This is a genomic window from Pseudomonas putida (assembly GCF_001636055.1).
GTDB classification, from domain to species: Bacteria; Pseudomonadota; Gammaproteobacteria; order Pseudomonadales; family Pseudomonadaceae; genus Aquipseudomonas; species Aquipseudomonas machongensis.
The window spans coordinates 3,088,463-3,105,418 of the sequence record NZ_CP011789.1 but is presented as its reverse complement, the minus strand read 5'-3'; the positions used below and the strand labels follow the sequence as shown (position 1 = coordinate 3,105,418).

Here is a 16,956-nt window from a genome sequence, read left to right as displayed (position 1 = left end):
TGCGAGTCTAACCAGCTTTGCCTGATCTGACAGGGCATTTAGCCAGTATTTGAAGCTATCCGCAGCCAATCGTTCCATCCGATTGCAGGGGCCGCTATCCTGACGGAACTTCTGCCTGTGCAACAGGCACAGAGTAAAGACATTTCCCTTACGTGACAGGATTCAAACCATGCACCTTCTGGTAGTCGAAGACGACGACATCGTTCGTATGCTGATGGTCGACGTGCTCGACGAATTGGGCTACACCACCATCGAGGCGCAGGACGCCACCACAGCCTTGAGGATTCTCGAGGATGGCACGCAACCCCTGTCGCTGCTGATGACCGATGTCGGCCTTCCTGACATGCGCGGCGAAGCGCTGGCCGCCAAAGCCCGGGAAATCCGGCCGCTGCTGCCGGTGCTGTTCGCCAGTGGCTACGCCGAGAACGTCAATGTCCCCGAGGGCATGCACCTGATCGGCAAGCCATTCAGCATCGACCAACTGCGCGATAAGGTCGTGGAAATCCTCGGGACGCCCTGACGCGGGCCTCACCCCTCACGGCGCAACAGGTAGGTATCCATGATCCAGCCCTTGCGCCGCCGCGCGTCCTCGCGCACTTGCACGATCTGTGTCTTGACCTCCACCAGCTTGCCCGCCACCAGGATCTCGTCTGCCGTTCCCAGATAAGCCCCCCAGTAGATCGTCAGGCCCGGGTCGTCGAGCGCGGTGAACGCGCACTGTCCATCGAGCATGACCACGACGTTGTCGATCACTGCCTGCTCGGCCAGGCGCCGCGCCGGCAGTACGATCAGGGGTTCGCCAATGCGGTTCAGCGCGATCCGGTGTCGCGCGGCCAAGGCCTGGACACTGCTGATCCCAGGGATGATTTCAAGCTGCAGCGCCACCCCGCGCTCGCGCACCAGGTCAAGAATGCGCAAGGTGCTGTCATACAGCCCCGGCTCGCCCCACAACAGGAAGGCGCCGATATCGTCGGCTGCCAGTTCATCCTCGAGCATGCGGGCGTACAGGGCTGCGCGCGCGCGGTGCCAGTCCTGCACCGCACCGACATAGTCCTGGTGCTGCCCGTCCCGCCGCGGATCCTCCAGTTGCACCAGGCGATACCCACCCTCGGGGACATAGCGCTCGAGCATGAGTTTGCGCAGTTGCAACAGCTCATGCTTGTCGCCACCTTTATCGAGCACGAAGAACACCGTGGCGCGGCGCAACGCGTCGACGGCCTCGAAAGTGACCTGACGGGGGTCGCCCGGGCCTATACCGATCAACAGAAGTTGCTTCATGGCATTGCCTCGCTGCCCGTACCGCCGATCATTGTTCATCGCCCAGGGGTATTTGGCAAAGTGCTTCAGAACACCGAGAAGTTGTAACTGACGATGACCCGTGTCTCGTCCATGTCACGCGCCCATCGTTCGTAGTTGCTGCGATACGTGGAGTTGCGCAGACGCACGCTGAGATCTTTGAAGGTGCCGCTCTGGACCTGGTACTTGAGTTCGCTGTCACGCTCCCATTCCTTGCCTTGGGCGCTGCTGCCCGGCACCTGGATATGATCACCGTTGATATAGCGAGTGAAGAAGCTCAAGCCAGGAATGCCCAACGCCTTGAAATCGTAGTCATACCGCAATTGCCAGGAACGCTCACCAGCGGCTGCGAAGTCGTTGACCTGAGCGTAATTGACCAGATAAGGGTTGCTGCCATCCAGATAAGGCATGGCGCTGTCGCCATACATGCGTTGCCAGCCGGCACTGAACTTGTGCCCGCCCAGGCTGTAGCCGAGCATGCCGCTGAACGCTCGGTGCTCGATCTCACCGGCGCGTGCGTTGCCGATATCGTCGCTCTTGATCAGGCGCAGGTCCGCAGAAAGCGCGCCCACCGCCAAAGGTTGCGTGGCGACCAGCCCGAGGAAGTGCTGGCGGTAGATATTCTCGAGCTTCGACACCTGGTACTGGGCACTGAGGCGATCATTGACGCGGTAATCGACGCCCGCCAGATCGAAGTGGTCGGCCTGGATATCGCAGGCATAACGCTTGTTCTTGCAGTGCACGCGAATATCCTGGCGATCACTGGAGTCTCGCGCGGTGTACTTGTCCAGGCGGGCCACGGTGAACTTCAGGTCGCGCAACTCTTCGGACGTCAGCATTGCACCGTGGAACATGGTGGGCAGCAGGCGACCATCGTTGTACTTGAGCAGCGGCACGTCCGGCATCATCGCGCCATAACGCAGTACCGTCCGGGACACCTTCATCTTTGCCGCCACGCCCAGCTTGGCGTATTGATCGGCAGAATGGCGCGGGTCATGCCCACTTGAGGGCAGCAGACCACTGTTGCTGTCGGCGGGGCTGGAATCGAGCTTGAAACCTAGCATGCCCAGCGCATCGACACCGAACCCGAGCGTGCCGTCGGTGTAGCCGGAACGGGCATCGAGAATGAAACCCTGCGCCCATTCCTCGCGCTTGGATGCACCCTGGGCGGAACTGCTGTGGCCGTCACGAAAGTCTCGGTTGAAATAGACATTGCGCGCCTCGACCTTGGCGTGACTGTCTTCGAAAAAACCATCGGCCTGCGCACCGGCTGCCGCGCACAACAAGGACAGGCCGGCAATACTGCGGCCAGGGGCGAGAGGAAAGGGAGAGCACATGCAGGGGAACATCCAGAAGAGGCGAGAAACATGCCGATGCACTATCGGGCACACATGCCGCGAGGCACTCGACATTAAACGAAGACGACGCGCCATTTTCACGCGGGCGCTCTAGTCGGGCCATTGGACCATGGTATGAAAGCTGTTGCAGAGGCCTGGAAAGCGCACTGAGTTTGCGGTTCGTGACGCCCAGAAAGTTCCTTACTTGCCGCTAAAAGTTTGAGGTTTACCGAACACTGGGCCACGTCTACACTCTTGTTCAGCGAACAGTTTCACCCATCCGCGTGGCCGGCGTTTATTACTGTTGCATGTTCGTCACGCCATGCCACGGCCGACTGACAGGAGTGATGAAAGTGTCCAGACTTGCAGAGTTTCGTGCGGCCGAAAAAGCACTTCAGGAGCAAATCGCGCAACTGGAGACAATGAAAAAGGACGCCAGCCTTAAACGCGAGATCGAGTTCGAGCAGAAACTACTCGGTCTGATGAAAAGCTATGACAAGGGCTTGCGCGACATTGTCGCGATCCTCGACCCCAAGGGCCTGAAAGCCAGCGCGAAAACCTCGACCAGCCCCGTCAAGCAGCAACGCCGTCCGCGCGTGGTCAAGGTCTACGAGAACCCGCACACCGGCGAGCTGATCGAGACCAAGGGTGGCAACCACCGTGGCCTGAAAGCGTGGAAGGAACAGTACGGTGCGGCCACGGTGGAATCCTGGGTACGCTGATGAAACATCCACGCCTGCTTCACAGTTTTTTCACATCGACTGGGCGAGTATCGAACCAGCTAAAGGACTAGCGACCCCATCACGCGCCCGCACATGCGGGCCTCTAATTCCAGCGCCCTGCCTTCGTGCAGGGCGCTTTCATTTGCGCAATCGCTTCACTGCCGTATCATGGCCGTCCTGTTTTCACCGTCGGCGCGGTCTGCGCCGGCCTTGTCTCTGGAGCCCCCATGAGCCTGAACGATCTGCAAACCCTGCCCGGCGTCACCGCCCAGCCCGACACCGCCACCGCAAAATTCGTCTTCAATCACACCATGCTGCGGGTCAAGGATATCGAGAAGTCGCTGGACTTCTACACCCGCGTGCTGGGCTTTCGCCTGGTAGACAAGCGCGATTTCCCCGAAGCGAAGTTCAGCCTGTATTTCCTGGCCCTGGTCGACCCGGCGCAGATTCCTGCCGATGACGCCGCACGCCACCAGTGGATGAAATCCATTCCAGGCGTGCTGGAGCTGACCCACAACCACGGCACCGAGAGCGATGCCGAGTTCGCCTACCACAACGGCAACACCGATCCGCGCGGCTTTGGCCACATCTGCATCTCGGTGCCGGACGTACGTGAGGCCTGTGCACGCTTCGAAGCGCTGGAGGTGCCCTTCCAGAAACGCCTGCAGGATGGCCGCATGAACCACCTGGCGTTCGTCAAGGATCCGGATGGCTACTGGGTCGAAGTCATCCAGCCGACCGAACTCAAGGGCTGACCGACGCAGGTCACGCTCGTCGGGGCCGGGAACTTCCGGCCCCACGCTGTGGTACATAGAGGTGAGCGCTTCCAAACCAGCACAGCGAGGTAAGGACGATGCAAACCCTTCACTGTGAGTACCGTGAGCACACCATCACCGCCAGTGTGATGCCCCACCCCGATTCTCCCCTGCCCTACGCCGCCGGCTGCCTGATCACTGATCCCGAAGGCCATACCAGCAGGCGCCTGTCGATGCCCATGAAGTTCTTCTCCGACCTGGAAAACGCCCAGCACGTTTCTCTGGCGCACGGCCGCGCCCTGGTGGACGAGCGACTGGATAAAGGGCAGAGGGTGTTCTGAGGGCATTCAAGCCATCACGGGGATCCCCGTGATGGCAACCGTTCAGGCTTCACGGGCGTAAGCGACCGCGGCCTCCACTTGCTCCACGGTCGGTCTGATACCGGTGTACAGCACGAACTGCTCCAGCGCCTGCAACGCAATCACGTCGAGCCCAGTGATCACCGGCTTGCCCAGCTCCTGGGCGAGAACGATCAGCGGGGTGATGGCCGGCATGGCCACCACGTCAAATACGAGTTGCGCAGCATCGACCGCCTCACGTGGGAAGGCCAGCGCCTGCGCCTGCGGCCCGCCGGCCATGCCAATGGGGGTCACGTTGACCAGCATCGGCGGACACAGGTCGCCCAGCTCGCGCTGCCAGCGATACCCGCAGGTATCTGCCAGTTGCCGCCCGGCCTGCTCGTTGCGGGCAATGATCAGGCCCTCGCGGAAACCTGCGTCACGCAGCGCACTGGCCACCGCCTTGGCCATGCCGCCGCTGCCGCGCAGGGCAAAGGCGGTGGCCGGATCGACCTGGTGCGACTCCAGCAGTTGGCGCACAGCCAGGTAATCGGTGTTGTAGGCCTTCAAGTGACCGTTGGTGTTGACCAGCGTGTTCACCGACTCGATGGCTGCCGCGGAGGGATCGATCTCGTCCACCAGGGCCATGCACGCCTCTTTGTAGGGCATGGACACACCGCATCCGCGGATACCCAGGGCGCGGATGCCACCCACTGCCGCAGGCAGGTCCTGGGTGGTCATGGCCTTGTAGTAGTAGTCCAGCCCCAACTGTTGATAGAGGTGGTTGTGGAAACGCACGCCGAAAGTGCCCGGACGTCCGGCAAGGGAAATGCACAGTGTCGTGTCCCTGCTGGGTGCAATCGCCATATCTGCTCCTGTCGTTGATGACTGAATCGTTTCCGCGAGCGTACCAGACCTGACCGTCAATCGCCCCTTACACAACCTTTACCTTGCACCTGTGCTCTCTTTACCGATTTCGCGGTCTTATTGATAAGCCCCAAGTGTGGGGTTATCGCGAGGATTCATTCATGAACCGTCTCATCCCCGGAATCGCCCTGCTGGTCGGCGCACTGGCCGTCAGCGGGCAAGCAGCCGCCCATGGCGGCGGTTGGGGCCCAGGCCCTGTACTCGGTGCAGCCGTGGTCGGTGCCGTGGTCGGGGCAGCAGTATCCGGCGGCCATGACCGCACCGTCTATGTGGAGCGCCAACCGGCCTATTATCCGCCGCCTCCGGTCTATGTGCAGGCGCCACCGCCGCCGGTGTATTACCAGCCCTATGTCGTCGAGCGCTATGTACCCGCGCCGCCGCCAGTGTATCGCCGCTACTACGGCCCGCCGCCGGTGTACTACGGCCCGCCGCGCTGGTGACCTGCACTTGTCGTTGAAAAAAGTAATGACCACTATCGAGCAAGTTGATTTCAAACAGCGTCGGCTGCTGCGTAAGGTAGGGCCATGTTTCACAGGAGGTCCAACATGGCCACTATCCACATCATGTCTGTCGTCGGCAGTGCTGTCCCTGCTCCCTTGCGCGCTCAAGGCCTGCTGGCCTGCTGGTACCTGATGCGCAACGGCGAGCCCGTCAGCGGCCCTCTGGATTCTCGCGCCAAGGCCCAGGCCATGGCCGAACAGCTGCAGGCCGGCACCCTTACCGCCTGACCACCGTTTTTGTTGACCGTTTCATGTGTTGTGCGTTGCTCCTTACGCTTCTTTCTGCCCGCCTCTGGCGGGCTTTTTTTCGCCTGTGCGAAAGCGCGGGGACCATTTGTCGCAACAGGCGGGAAAAACCGATACAGCATGAAGGTTTTTTCATTTCGACGCTGGGCCTGGACGAGCAATCGACAGCCGCTGAGCCATACTCCACAATGCAGCGGTTTTCGGGGGAAACCCTTGCACAGCCAACGACATACCAACTATTAGTGAGCCTCAACGTGAAAACTTCCCTGTCCATCCTCAGCCTGCTGCTGGCGCTCACAGGAACCGCGATCCTTCCGTCGACCGCTGCTGCACAATCCCCGGCCCAGGCCCAACGCGATCCTTCCAAACTGCACCTGGCTTCCGGCAGCGCCTTGCTGATCGACCTGAATACCAACAAAGAGCTGTACTCCAGCCACGCCGACCGCGTGGTGCCCATCGCCTCGGTCACCAAGCTGATGACCGCCATGGTAGTGCTCGACGCCAAGCTGCCAATGGACGAGATGCTCACCATGACCATCGCCAACAACCCTGACCTCAAGGGTGTCTTTTCCCGCGTCCGCCCCGGCAGCGAGCTGAACCGCCGCGAGACCCTGCTGATTACCCTGATGTCGTCGGAGAACCGCGCGGCCAACACCCTGGCCAACCACTATCCCGGCGGCTATGGCGCGTTCATCAAGGCGATGAACGCCAAGGCCCGCAGCCTGGGCATGAGCCAGACCCGCTACGTCGAGCCGACTGGCCTGTCGACGCACAACGTCTCCACTGCCCATGACCTGGCCAAGCTGCTGATCGCCTCGCGCAACTACCCGATGCTCAGCGAGCTCTCGACCACCCGCGAGAAGACCGTAGCCTTCCGCAAACCCAATTACACCTTAGGCTTTCGCAACACCGATCATCTGGTGAACAAGAGCAACTGGGATATCAAGCTGACCAAGACCGGCTTCACCAACGAGGCGGGGCACTGCCTGGTACTGCTGACCAGGATGGACAACCGCCCGGTGGCGATGGTGATTCTCGACGCCTACGGCAAGTTCACCCACTTCGCCGATGCCGGGCGCCTGCGTCAATGGCTGGAAACCGGCTCGGCCAAGGCGGCGCCGGCGGTGGCGATGCAGTACAAGTCAGACCGCCAGAACCGCTCGCGCGTGGCGTCCGAGTAAGTCACCACGTTCAGGGCGGCCCGTTGCGGGTCCGCCCTGCCCTCACCCTCAGGCAATGGTGCTGATCAAGTTGCCGGAGCTACTGCTGTTCAGCTTGCTCAAGGCCTGCAGCAACTGCGCGGTCGCCTGCTGGATCTGACCGCTGATGGTCGCGATCTGCGCCTGGACACCCGCCACCGCAGCCAGCTTGGCCTTCTCGTCCATCGGTTGCGCCTGAACCTCGGACAGCCGCTTCTGGGCGTCGGCCAGTTGCTTCTGCATTTGCTTGATCAGCTCACGCAACTGGCGGATGTGTGACGGCTCGCTGCTGTTGTCGCTGCTCTTGGCCTTGTCGGCCTTGTCAGACTGTGCCGGCATGGCGACCTGGGCGCCGCCAGCCGCGCTGCTGCTCTTTTCAGTGTCGCTGGCCTGGGCGGCCGTCTGCAACGCAGACGATTGCCCATTCACGCCGGTGACATTGACACTTGTGATCCCTACCATTTCCCTTCTCCGCAAGGATTTTGACCTGACCGCTGTATCGGCCGCCAAACGCCATGCTTGAGGCTTCATGCTTCCGGCAACAGGCTGCGCTCGAACAGAAAGGGACCCACGCCTTGCGGCAGGTGCTCGTAAAGCTGTTGCGGCCGGCCCAGTCGCGGCTGATTGCGTTCGCCTGTATCACGCACCCAGCCTGCCTCCCTCAGACGCTCCAGGCGCTTGCGCAACGACGTGTTGTTCACCGGCCGCCCCAGGCACGCCTGCGCCGCACTCAACGCATCGAGCACCGTGAAACGCGTCGGCAGCAAGTACAGCGGCAGGCTGCTGTACAGGCTCTTGGCCGCCAGCCGCTCGCAGGTGCGCTGCACCAGCAGCCCATGATCGAACGGCAACAGCACTTTGCGGGTCGACAGACTGTCGAGGTCGAAAAAGGCCAATTGCTCTGCCTCGATGGACTGCGCCGGGTCGAGCAATGCCAGGTAGTAGGTACTCAACGACCACCCGCGCGGATCACGAAAAGCGTTGCCTTCTGTACCGACCTGCTCCATGTGCCGAGGCAGAACCTGTGCCTTCTCTCGCAGCGCCCGCTCGGCCGCCGCATCCAGGCTATTGTCCGGCGTGCTGCCGTTGACGATGACACCCGGCAAGGCCCACTGGCCGCGGTGCGGCTCTCGCTCGCGGCGGTGCAACAACACCTGCAACCCCTGCAAGTCCGGGGCAAGGCGCAATGCAACGATGTCCACGCTGGCCAAGACTTCAACTGCGCTCATGTCGACTCCTTGCTCAATACGCCATATTCCACCAGGTGTTTTTTGTGATGCAAGCCCTAGTCTTGAAAAAAGGCTGCTTGACACACTTATAATACCAGGTGAAATATATAGGCATTCCAGTGGAGGAACCTCCTGATGAAGATCGCCAGTTTCGACGTCGATGCCCAGAACGGCTTTACCGCTAACGCCCCGCAGGAGCTGCCGGTACCCGGCGGCCACCTGATTGCACCGGCGCTCAATGCCATGGCCCGTCGTGCCGACCTGCGCCTGGGCAGCAAGGATGCTCACCCAGCCAATGCTGCCTGGGTGGTGAGCGATGCCGCACAGATGCTTCAGCCACTGGCATTGACCAACGCCGACCTCACCTGGGTCAGCCACTGCGTGCCCGGCACACCCGGTTTCGAACTGCTGCCCGGCCTTCCTGCCCCGATCGATTACGACTATTTCGTCTGGAAAGGCGTGGAGCCTGACCTGCACCCCTACGGCGCCTGCTACCACGACCTGGCCGAGCACCGCTCCACCGGGGTCATCGAGTACCTCAAGGTTCACGCCGTCGAGGTCGTGCTGGTCGGCGGCCTGGCTCTGGATTACTGCGTGCGCACCACCGCGCTGCAACTGAACCGCGCCGGACTCCAGGTGCTGCTCTACCTGCCCGCCTGCCGAGCACTGAGCGACGCCGGCGCCCAAGCTGCCTGCAGCGAGCTGGCTGCCGCCGGGGTAGTACTGTGCGCCAATGAGGAAGAGCTGGACCGCCAGCTCGCACTGTTCAAGGAGCCCCGCCCATGAGCGACGACGTTTTTGCCCCACGGATCATCCAGAACCTGCTGGATACCGACTTCTACAAGATCACCATGATGCAGGCGGTGCTGCACAACTACCCCAACGCCGAGGTGGAGTGGGAGCTGCGCTGCCGTAACGACGAAGACCTGTCGCCCTACCTTGCCGAAATCCGCTACCAGATCGAACAGTTGGCCGAGGTCTCGGTGACCCACGACCAGCTCGCCTACCTGGAAAAAATCCCCTTCATCAAGCCGGACTTCATCCGTTTCCTCAGCCTGTTTCGCTTCAACCTGCGTTATGTCCAGGTCGGACTGGACGATGCCGGGCAACTGGCGATCCGTATTCGCGGCCCCTGGCTGCACGTGATCCTCTATGAAATCCCGTTACTGGCAATCATTTGCGAGGTGCGTAATCGCTACCGCTATCGCGAAGTGACGATGGCACAGGTGGGCGAGCGCCTGTACCAGAAACTCGACTGGCTCAAGGCGCACGCCAGCAGCGATGAGCTGGCGGGCTTCCAGCTCGCTGACTTCGGTACCCGCCGACGCTTCTCCTATCCCGTACAGGATCAGGTGGTGCATATCCTCAAACGCGACTTCCCCGGGCGTTTCGTCGGCACCAGCAATGTCCACCTGGCCCGAGAATACGAACTCAAACCCATCGGTACCATGGCCCACGAATGGTTCATGGCCCACCAGCAGCTCGGCCCGCGCCTGGTCGATAGCCAGGTCGCAGCGCTGGAGTGCTGGGTGCGTGAATACCGAGGGTTGCTCGGCATCGCCCTGACCGACTGCATCGGCATGGACGCCTTCGTGAAGGACTTCGACCTGTATTTCGGCAAGCTCTTCGATGGCCTTCGCCACGACTCCGGCGATCCACTGGCCTGGGCGGAAAAAGCCATCGCCCACTATGAGCGCCTGGGCATCGACCCGCTGAGCAAGACCCTGATCTTCTCCGACGGCCTGGATTTCGCCAAGGCACTGCAGCTCTACCGCGCGCTGCACGGGCGGATCAACGTCAGCTTCGGCATCGGCACCAACCTGACCTGTGACATTCCTGGCGTGAAGCCGATGAACGTGGTGATCAAGATGACCGCCTGCAACGGAGCCCCTGTCGCGAAGATCTCCGACAGCACTGGCAAGACCCAGTGTCGGGACGAAAATTTCGTCGCCTACCTGCGCCATGTGTTCAAGGTGCCCGCCTGAGCCATCGTGCACTGGCAATTGCCCAAGCGCCGAATCTTTGCCTCTCCCCCTCGTTGCCGCGTGCAATTGTCGGTATGGTGTTGTCAAAGAAGGATGTTTTACCCGCACAGGAAAGACTTAGATGCCCCAACGCAATGTCATCAACGCCTCCGTCAGCCCCAAAGGCAGCCTGGAGACGCTGTCGCAACGTGAAGTCCAGCAACTGAGCGAAGTCGGTACCGGCAGTCTCTACACCCTGTTCCGCCAGTGCGCCCTGGCTATCCTCAACACCGGCGCCCATGTCGACAATGCCAAGACCATCCTCGAGGCCTACAAGGACTTCGAGGTCCGCATCCACCAGCAAGATCGCGGCGTGCGCCTGGAATTGCTCAATGCCCCGGCCGATGCCTTCGTCGATGGCGAAATGATCGCCAGCACCCGCGAAATGCTGTTCAGCGCCCTGCGTGACATCGTCTACACCGAAAGCGAGCTGGCCAGCCAACGCATCGACCTGGAAAGCTCCCAGGGCATCACCGACTACGTATTCCACCTGCTGCGCAACGCACGCACCCTGCGTCCGGGCGTGGAGCCGAAGATGGTAGTGTGCTGGGGCGGTCACTCGATCAGCAGCGAGGAATACCAGTACACCAAGAAAGTCGGCCATGAACTGGGCCTGCGCAAGCTGGACGTCTGCACCGGCTGCGGCCCGGGCGTCATGAAGGGCCCGATGAAGGGCGCCACCATCGCTCACGCCAAGCAGCGCATGCACGGCAGCCGCTACCTGGGCCTGACCGAACCGGGCATCATCGCTGCCGAGGCGCCGAACCCCATCGTCAACGAGCTGGTGATCCTGCCGGATATCGAGAAGCGCCTGGAGGCCTTTGTCCGCGTCGGCCACGGCATCATCATCTTCCCCGGAGGCGCAGGCACGGCCGAGGAATTCCTGTACCTGCTCGGCATCCTCATGCACCCGGACAACCATGACCTGCCCTTCCCGGTCATTCTCACCGGCCCGCGCAGCGCCGAGCCGTTCCTGCAGCAACTGCATGCCTTCGTCGGTGCCACCCTCGGCGAAGCGGCGCAGCGCCACTACCAGATCATCATCGACGACCCGGCCGAAGTGGCCCGGCATATGGTCGAGGGGCTCAAGACGGTCAAGCAGTTCCGCCGCGAGCGCAACGACGCCTTCCACTTCAACTGGCTGCTGAAGATCGACGGTGGCTTCCAGCACCCGTTCGACCCGACTCACCAGAACATGGCCGATCTTGCCCTGCGTCGCGACCTGCCGCCCCATGAGCTGGCCGCCAACCTGCGTCGGGCGTTCTCGGGAATCGTCGCCGGCAACGTCAAGGACAAGGGCATTCGCCTGATCGAGGAGCATGGCCCGTACCAGATCCGCGGCGACCAGGCGATCCTCGACCCGTTGGGCAGGCTGTTGCAGGCCTTTGTCGACCAGCACCGGATGAAGCTGCCCGGCGGCGCGGCCTACGTGCCGTGCTACCAGGTCGTGACCTGACTGCGGTCGCGGCTTCCGCGCCAACCTGCGCGGTACAATCGCAGCGGTGAACTGCCACTGCGATTGATCCGCGCACGCGTCACCCCATGAGCAAACCTGTTAGCTGCAATATCTTGCAGACAATTCCCACCCAAAGCAGTGAACCTGCCTACAAAAAAACGGTCTTTCGCTGACGGTCAATCCACCGACCGCTTCACGGCCCAGTCACCGGGCCTCCAACCGTACTGTTTCAGCGAAGACCACCATGCCCGAATTCCGCCGCGCCACCCTCGCCCTCGCCGCCCTGCTCGCCACTGCCCCGTCCATCCACGCCGAAGAATCCTCCAGCGACGCACGCTGGGTCAGCGACAGCCTGAGCACGTATGTGCGCAGCGGCCCGACCGATGGCCATCGCATCGTCGGCACGCTCAAATCCGGGCAGAAGGTGTCGTTGATCGGCACCCAGGGCAACTACAGCCAGGTTCGCGGCCAAAGTGGCGATCTGGTGTGGATTCTTACCAGCGACCTGCAGACGGTCCCCGGCCAGAACGAACGCCTGCCGCAACTCGATGCCCAGGTCGCAGACCTGTCCGGCCAGCTCAAGACCATCGACGACAGCTGGAAGACGCGCGTGCAAGGCATGCAGGAAACCCTGGATTCGCGCAAGGCGCTGATCGATGAGCTGGAGTCGCGCAACAAGGCCCTCAACGAACAGCTCGAGCAGTCGCAGTCGAGCCTGCGCGACACCCAGGCACGCCTGGGCGACGAGAACAAGCAGGTGATGATGCGGTACATGGTCTACGGCGGCAGCATCGCCGGCGCCGGCTTGCTGGCCGGTCTGATCCTGCCGGCGCTGACCCGCGGGCGCAAACGCAACGACCGCTGGTTCTGAAGCCCTCAGCTGGCGGGTAACTGCCCGCCCGCCACCAGAAAGTCGATGAACAGCCGCACCCGCAGCGGCATGTGCCGCGCCTGCGGATAGATCAAGGTGAATGGCCGGGCCGTGCCACCGAAAGCCGGTAGTACTTCGACCAGCTCACCGCTGTCCAGGGCGTCCTGCACGGTGAAGCGGTACGCCTGCATCAGGCCGGCGCCATGTCGCGCGAGGGTAGCGGTGGCGAGAAAGTCGCCCAGGCAGGTGATCGAGCCGCCGACCTCGATCTCCACCAGGCCACCGTCACGGCGAAAGGTCCAGGGCGCACTACGTCCGCTGCTGGGGATCTCGAACAGGATGCACTCATGCCGCGCCAGGTCTTCCGGCACCTGCGGATGGCCTGCTCGCGCCAGGTAGCCCGGGGTGCCCACCACTACCAGCTCGGCGTTTTCCAGGCGCCGTGCCACCAGGCGCGAATCGGCAGGCTCGCGTCCGCGGATGGCCAGGTCGAACTGCTCTTCGGCGAAATCGACATTGCGATTGCTGACATGCACGTCCACCTGCACTAGCGGGTAGCGCTCGCGAAAACGCGGCAGCCACGGCAACAGACGGTGATGGGCGTAAGGCGTCGGCGCACTGACCCGCAGGCGTCCACGCGGCTCGATCTGGCCACCAGATACTTCGCGTTCGGCCTCCACCAGTTGCCCAAGTGCCAGGCGGCACTGTTGGTAGTACACCTGCCCGGCATCGGACAAGCGCATCTGCCGCGTAGTACGCACGAACAACCGTACACCCAGGCGTTCTTCCAGGCGTGCCACCGAGCGGCTGACCGCCGCGGGCGTGACCCCGGCCTCGGTGGCTGCGGCAGTGAAGCTGCCGGTATCGGCAGCCAGGCAGAACAGCTCGAGGCTGCCCAGTTGAAGATCATCGAAATGGCGGGTCATGATGGCTCTATTGATTACGCGAGGTATCGATTGAAATGCCATCCGCCATATTTTTCAACTTCAGATGAGGTCTTAGAGTGGCTCCACCTACGAACCAGCCGGTTCGCTTATCTGGAGACCCACCATGAGCACCGCAAGAACCATCGTTATCACCGGCGCATCCAGCGGCTTGGGCTTTGCCCTGGCCAAGGCCCTTATCGAACGGGGCGACAACGTGGTCGGCAACGCCCGCACCCAGGCCCGCCTCGATCAGGCCGCCATCGAGCTGGGCAACCCGGCAGCCTTCGTCGGCGTCGCTGGCGACATCGCCGACGCCAGTACCGCACAACGCCTGTTCGATACGGCGCTGCAGGTGTTCGGCCGCGTCGATATCCTGGTCAACAATGCCGGGATCTTCATTCCCAAACCGTTCACCGACTACACCGAGCAGGACATCGACGCGCTGTTTGCCACCAACCTCAAGGGCTTCATCTACCCCTCCCAGGCCGCAGCGAAGACCATGAGCGCCCAAGGCCATGGACACATCGTCGCGATCACCGCCTCGGTCGCCATGCAGCCTAACGTGCGGGTACCCGCAGCGCTGCCGATCCTCGTCAAGGGTGGCCTGAACCAGGCGGTCAGGGGCCTGGCGCTGGAACTGGCCGGTAGCGGCGTACAGGTCAACGCCGTGGCTCCGGGGATCATCGAGACGCCCCTGCACAACAACGACGTCGCAGGCCTGGGTATCTTGTCGCCGAGCGGGCGCACCGGCAAGCCGCAGGACATCGTCGATGCCGTGCTATACCTGACCGACGCACGTTTCGTCAGCGGCGTCGTACTTCCAGTAGACGGCGGCAGTACCGCCGGTACCTGGCACTGAAAACCCAAGGAGCCTGCCATGCCATACGTTCATATCCGTGTGACCGAAGAAGGGGTCACTGCCGAGCACAAGCGTCTGTTGATCGAAGGCACCACCGAACTGCTGCAACGGGTGCTGAACAAGCCGCCAGCGAGTACCTTCGTGGTGATCGAGGAAGTGCCTACCGACAATTGGGGAGTGGGTGGTGAGACGATAACGGCGGTGCGCAAGCGCGAGCGGGATTGACCCACATCATCGCCGTGGTCTTTTGGCGGGCAAGCCTGCCCAAGGACCACGGCGGTGCATGCCCGTGTTGGCAGTCGACACAGACGGTCATTGCCGCAACCGTTCCAACGCCTCCAGCACATGCCCCGTGGCCCGCTCCACCTCACCTTCGCGGCAAGCGATTCCCAGCGCACGCCACAACCCCGGTCGCAACGGGCGTCGAGCGATGCGCCGATCCAGCTCAGGCGCCTCCCCCTCCTGGGGCAGCAATGTCGCGCCATACCCCGCAGCCACCAGGCTCTTGATCGCATCGTTGTAGTTCAACTCGATGCGCGCCTCCGGGTACAGCCCGGCCGCCGCGAACCAATCGCTGGTCACCCGCGACAGCTGCGTGCTGCTGTCGTTGAGAATCAGCGCGCGCTGCCCGAGCCAGGCCGGTGTGACCCGCGCCGGAGGCTGCCAGTCGGCAGGCAGGTAGGCCATGATCGGGTCGCGTCGCCACGGGGTGAGTTTCACCCCCTTCACTGCCACCTGCGGCAGCGCCACCAGGCCGATGTCCAGGCTCCCCTCACGCACACGCGCCAGTGATGCTTGCGACGTGAGCACCTGAACCTGCACATCGATCCCCGGATGCTCACTGCGCAGGGCCGCCAATGCACTGGGCAACAGATGAGCGATGGCGCCAGTGGAGGCGCCCAGGCGCACCCGCCCGGTCAGCCCGGCCACCTGGCGTTGCACTTCATCCAGCGCCTGGTCTGCATCGGCCAGCAGCCGACGGGCACGCGCCAGCAGGGTTTCTCCGACCACCGTGGGCCGAACCTGCCCGCGGGTACGGGTAAGCAGCGCAGCCCCCACCCTCGCTTCAAGCTCGGCGACATGCAGGCTGATGGTCGGTGGTGCCAGGTTCAACTGGCGAGCGGCCTCGGCGAAAGAGCCAAGGTCGGCGATCACCACCAGTGTGCGCAGGCGGTCGAGGCTGATTTCTCGCAGGGTGCTGCTCCTTATGCTGTCGAACGTCGTGATTCATTTAATCTGAACATCGTCGTCATGATATTCAAATTTTCTTCAGATCAAACAACAGCGAGGATACACCCACTTCCTTCCTGAACGGATCCCCACCATGCACCAGCCCCTGATATTCATCGACGGCGACCAGGGCACCACCGGCCTGCAGATCCACGCCCGCCTGCACGGTCGCAGCGACCTTCGCCTGCTGACCCTGCCCGAGACCGAGCGCAAGGACCCGCAGCGCCGCCGCGAGGCCATCAACAGCGCCGATATCGCCCTGCTCTGCCTGCCCGACGCGGCCGCACGCGAGGCCGTGGCGACGATTCACAACCCGGCAGTACGGGTGATCGACGCCAGCTCTGCGCACCGCACCACCCCAGGATGGGTCTACGGCTTACCGGAATTGGACGAGCAGCAGGCCGAACGCATCGCCCAGGCCACACGGGTCAGCAATCCCGGTTGCTACCCGACCGGTGCCATCGCCCTGCTGCGGCCGCTGGTGCGCGCCGGCCTGTTGCCTGCGGACTACCCGCTGAGCGTGCATGCCATTTCCGGCTACTCCGGTGGTGGTCGGGCTGCGGTCGAGCGTCATGAGCAGTCGGGTGGCGATCCTGCCCCAGCGCTGCAGCTCTACGGCCTGGAGTTGGCGCACAAGCATGTCCCGGAGATCCAGGCCCATGCTGGCCTGAGCGCACGTCCGGTGTTCCTGCCGGGCTATGGCGACTATCGCCAGGGCATCGTGCTGAGCATCCCGCTGCAGTTGCGGCTACTGTCGCCGGGCGTCACCGCCGAGCACCTGCAGGCCTGTCTCGAACAGCACTACCAGGGCGCGCGCCATGTCCAGGTAATGCCCCTGCACCAGCAAGGCCCAGCGACACCCTTGGACCCGCAGGCGCTGAACGACAGCAACGACCTGCGCCTGGCACTGTATGCCAACCCCGAGCACGGGCAGGTCCTGCTGACGGCCGTGTTCGACAACCTGGGCAAGGGCGCTTCGGGTGCCGCAGTGCAGAACCTCGACCTGATGCTGGCAGCGATGCGCCAGTGAGGCCAAGCCGG

Annotated in this window: 21 protein-coding genes; 14 read left to right on the top strand and 7 right to left on the bottom strand. The window is 62.8% G+C overall.

All coding sequences use genetic code 11. From position 1 onward, the window contains the following. Window positions 1-169: 169 nt before the first annotated feature. Entirely contained in the window at window positions 170-520 is a 351-nt protein-coding gene (locus tag AB688_RS13790; RefSeq protein ID WP_063544790.1) for a response regulator, read from the top strand. A gap of 8 nt (window positions 521-528) precedes the next feature. Here the strand turns inward: AB688_RS13790 and cobF are convergent, their stop codons facing one another. Continuing rightward, a complete protein-coding gene (cobF, locus tag AB688_RS13785) occupies window positions 529-1,278 on the bottom strand; it encodes a precorrin-6A synthase (deacetylating) (RefSeq protein ID WP_063544789.1) in 750 nt (249 codons plus the stop codon). A 65-nt stretch (window positions 1,279-1,343) separates the two neighbouring features. Continuing rightward, a complete protein-coding gene (locus AB688_RS13780) occupies window positions 1,344-2,633 on the bottom strand; it encodes an OprD family porin (protein WP_063544788.1) in 1,290 nt (429 codons plus the stop codon). A gap of 353 nt (window positions 2,634-2,986) precedes the next feature. On the opposite strand from AB688_RS13780, the gene AB688_RS13775 reads away from it, so the two are divergent. The 3 genes from AB688_RS13775 (at window position 2,987) to AB688_RS13765 (ending at window position 4,451) form a co-directional block, all read left to right on the top strand. Next, window positions 2,987-3,355: a histone-like nucleoid-structuring protein, MvaT/MvaU family gene (locus AB688_RS13775; protein WP_054891428.1), complete on the top strand. Its 369-nt coding sequence runs from the start codon at window positions 2,987-2,989 to the stop codon at window positions 3,353-3,355. A 227-nt stretch (window positions 3,356-3,582) separates the two neighbouring features. Then, a complete protein-coding gene (gene gloA, locus AB688_RS13770; protein ID WP_054891270.1) occupies window positions 3,583-4,110 on the top strand; it encodes a lactoylglutathione lyase in 528 nt (175 codons plus the stop codon). 98 nt (window positions 4,111-4,208) lie between these two features. Beyond that, window positions 4,209-4,451 (top strand): hypothetical protein, encoded by a 243-nt coding sequence (locus tag AB688_RS13765; RefSeq protein WP_063544787.1) that lies wholly within the window; start codon window positions 4,209-4,211, stop codon window positions 4,449-4,451. Between the two features lie 42 nt (window positions 4,452-4,493). Here AB688_RS13765 and AB688_RS13760 read toward each other — a convergent pair whose 3' ends face one another. Then, the gene (locus AB688_RS13760) at window positions 4,494-5,315 is read right to left on the bottom strand and encodes a shikimate 5-dehydrogenase (protein WP_063544786.1); all 822 of its coding nucleotides are present in this window, start codon (window positions 5,313-5,315) and stop codon (window positions 4,494-4,496) included. A gap of 161 nt (window positions 5,316-5,476) precedes the next feature. Here AB688_RS13760 and AB688_RS13755 point away from each other — a divergent pair, with 161 nt between their 5' ends. The 3 genes from AB688_RS13755 to pbpG all read left to right on the top strand — a co-directional run bounded on the left by AB688_RS13755 (window position 5,477) and on the right by pbpG (window position 7,302). Further along, window positions 5,477-5,815: a hypothetical protein gene (locus tag AB688_RS13755; protein ID WP_054891267.1), complete on the top strand. Its 339-nt coding sequence runs from the start codon at window positions 5,477-5,479 to the stop codon at window positions 5,813-5,815. A 105-nt stretch (window positions 5,816-5,920) separates the two neighbouring features. After that, window positions 5,921-6,103, top strand: a complete 183-nt coding sequence (locus tag AB688_RS13750) for a hypothetical protein (RefSeq protein ID WP_054891266.1) — start codon at window positions 5,921-5,923, stop codon at window positions 6,101-6,103. Between the two features lie 272 nt (window positions 6,104-6,375). Then, window positions 6,376-7,302 (top strand): D-alanyl-D-alanine endopeptidase, encoded by a 927-nt coding sequence (gene pbpG, locus AB688_RS13745; protein ID WP_231100230.1) that lies wholly within the window; start codon window positions 6,376-6,378, stop codon window positions 7,300-7,302. Between the two features lie 48 nt (window positions 7,303-7,350). Here the strand turns inward: pbpG and AB688_RS13740 are convergent, their stop codons facing one another. Both AB688_RS13740 and AB688_RS13735 read right to left on the bottom strand, forming a co-directional pair. Then, a complete protein-coding gene (locus AB688_RS13740) occupies window positions 7,351-7,782 on the bottom strand; it encodes a hypothetical protein (protein ID WP_063544784.1) in 432 nt (143 codons plus the stop codon). A 65-nt stretch (window positions 7,783-7,847) separates the two neighbouring features. Next, entirely contained in the window at window positions 7,848-8,549 is a 702-nt protein-coding gene (locus tag AB688_RS13735; RefSeq protein WP_063544783.1) for an NrtR DNA-binding winged helix domain-containing protein, read from the bottom strand. A 135-nt stretch (window positions 8,550-8,684) separates the two neighbouring features. Here AB688_RS13735 and AB688_RS13730 point away from each other — a divergent pair, with 135 nt between their 5' ends. The 4 genes from AB688_RS13730 (at window position 8,685) to AB688_RS13715 (ending at window position 12,900) form a co-directional block, all read left to right on the top strand. Beyond that, window positions 8,685-9,335, top strand: a complete 651-nt coding sequence (locus AB688_RS13730; protein WP_063544782.1) for a nicotinamidase — start codon at window positions 8,685-8,687, stop codon at window positions 9,333-9,335. Beyond that, on the top strand, window positions 9,332-10,534 hold the full coding sequence (gene pncB, locus AB688_RS13725) for a nicotinate phosphoribosyltransferase (RefSeq protein ID WP_063544781.1): 1,203 nt from the start codon (window positions 9,332-9,334) through the stop codon (window positions 10,532-10,534). Before AB688_RS13730 ends, pncB begins: the two co-directional genes overlap by 4 nt. 121 nt (window positions 10,535-10,655) lie before the next feature. Continuing rightward, window positions 10,656-12,029, top strand: coding sequence for a nucleotide 5'-monophosphate nucleosidase PpnN (gene ppnN, locus AB688_RS13720; protein WP_054925383.1), 1,374 nt, complete (start codon window positions 10,656-10,658; stop codon window positions 12,027-12,029). Between the two features lie 244 nt (window positions 12,030-12,273). Continuing rightward, window positions 12,274-12,900 carry a TIGR04211 family SH3 domain-containing protein gene (locus AB688_RS13715; protein ID WP_054895397.1) on the top strand — a complete coding sequence of 209 codons (627 nt, stop codon included), beginning with the start codon at window positions 12,274-12,276 and terminating at the stop codon, window positions 12,898-12,900. Window positions 12,901-12,905: 5 nt separating this feature from the next. On the opposite strand, the gene AB688_RS13710 is transcribed toward AB688_RS13715, so the two are convergent. Further along, window positions 12,906-13,826: a LysR family transcriptional regulator gene (locus AB688_RS13710; protein WP_063544780.1), complete on the bottom strand. Its 921-nt coding sequence runs from the start codon at window positions 13,824-13,826 to the stop codon at window positions 12,906-12,908. A gap of 124 nt (window positions 13,827-13,950) precedes the next feature. On the opposite strand from AB688_RS13710, the gene AB688_RS13705 reads away from it, so the two are divergent. Both AB688_RS13705 and AB688_RS13700 read left to right on the top strand, forming a co-directional pair. Then, window positions 13,951-14,685, top strand: a complete 735-nt coding sequence (locus AB688_RS13705; RefSeq protein WP_063544779.1) for an SDR family NAD(P)-dependent oxidoreductase — start codon at window positions 13,951-13,953, stop codon at window positions 14,683-14,685. An 18-nt stretch (window positions 14,686-14,703) separates the two neighbouring features. Then, complete coding sequence (locus AB688_RS13700) at window positions 14,704-14,910, top strand: tautomerase family protein (RefSeq protein ID WP_063544778.1); 207 nt, start codon at window positions 14,704-14,706, stop codon at window positions 14,908-14,910. A gap of 87 nt (window positions 14,911-14,997) precedes the next feature. Here AB688_RS13700 and AB688_RS13695 read toward each other — a convergent pair whose 3' ends face one another. Further along, window positions 14,998-15,879, bottom strand: coding sequence for a LysR family transcriptional regulator (locus tag AB688_RS13695; RefSeq protein WP_063544776.1), 882 nt, complete (start codon window positions 15,877-15,879; stop codon window positions 14,998-15,000). A gap of 130 nt (window positions 15,880-16,009) precedes the next feature. On the opposite strand from AB688_RS13695, the gene argC reads away from it, so the two are divergent. Beyond that, window positions 16,010-16,945: an N-acetyl-gamma-glutamyl-phosphate reductase gene (gene argC, locus AB688_RS13690; protein WP_063544774.1), complete on the top strand. Its 936-nt coding sequence runs from the start codon at window positions 16,010-16,012 to the stop codon at window positions 16,943-16,945. The last annotated feature ends 11 nt before the right edge of the window (window positions 16,946-16,956 follow it).

Coding starts and splice junctions, on each gene's coding strand:
- AB688_RS13710 (WP_063544780.1), bottom strand. CDS start 13,826: ATGACCCGCCATTTCGATGATCTTCAACTGGGCAGCCTCGAGCTGTTC.
- argC (WP_063544774.1), top strand. CDS start 16,010: ATGCACCAGCCCCTGATATTCATCGACGGCGACCAGGGCACCACCGGC.
- AB688_RS13790 (WP_063544790.1), top strand. CDS start 170: ATGCACCTTCTGGTAGTCGAAGACGACGACATCGTTCGTATGCTGATG.
- AB688_RS13700 (WP_063544778.1), top strand. CDS start 14,704: ATGCCATACGTTCATATCCGTGTGACCGAAGAAGGGGTCACTGCCGAG.
- ppnN (WP_054925383.1), top strand. CDS start 10,656: ATGCCCCAACGCAATGTCATCAACGCCTCCGTCAGCCCCAAAGGCAGC.
- AB688_RS13730 (WP_063544782.1), top strand. CDS start 8,685: ATGAAGATCGCCAGTTTCGACGTCGATGCCCAGAACGGCTTTACCGCT.
- AB688_RS13765 (WP_063544787.1), top strand. CDS start 4,209: ATGCAAACCCTTCACTGTGAGTACCGTGAGCACACCATCACCGCCAGT.
- cobF (WP_063544789.1), bottom strand. CDS start 1,278: ATGAAGCAACTTCTGTTGATCGGTATAGGCCCGGGCGACCCCCGTCAG.
- AB688_RS13705 (WP_063544779.1), top strand. CDS start 13,951: ATGAGCACCGCAAGAACCATCGTTATCACCGGCGCATCCAGCGGCTTG.
- AB688_RS13760 (WP_063544786.1), bottom strand. CDS start 5,315: ATGGCGATTGCACCCAGCAGGGACACGACACTGTGCATTTCCCTTGCC.
- gloA (WP_054891270.1), top strand. CDS start 3,583: ATGAGCCTGAACGATCTGCAAACCCTGCCCGGCGTCACCGCCCAGCCC.
- AB688_RS13715 (WP_054895397.1), top strand. CDS start 12,274: ATGCCCGAATTCCGCCGCGCCACCCTCGCCCTCGCCGCCCTGCTCGCC.
- AB688_RS13740 (WP_063544784.1), bottom strand. CDS start 7,782: ATGGTAGGGATCACAAGTGTCAATGTCACCGGCGTGAATGGGCAATCG.
- AB688_RS13735 (WP_063544783.1), bottom strand. CDS start 8,549: ATGAGCGCAGTTGAAGTCTTGGCCAGCGTGGACATCGTTGCATTGCGC.
- AB688_RS13780 (WP_063544788.1), bottom strand. CDS start 2,633: ATGTGCTCTCCCTTTCCTCTCGCCCCTGGCCGCAGTATTGCCGGCCTG.
- AB688_RS13750 (WP_054891266.1), top strand. CDS start 5,921: ATGGCCACTATCCACATCATGTCTGTCGTCGGCAGTGCTGTCCCTGCT.
- pncB (WP_063544781.1), top strand. CDS start 9,332: ATGAGCGACGACGTTTTTGCCCCACGGATCATCCAGAACCTGCTGGAT.
- AB688_RS13755 (WP_054891267.1), top strand. CDS start 5,477: ATGAACCGTCTCATCCCCGGAATCGCCCTGCTGGTCGGCGCACTGGCC.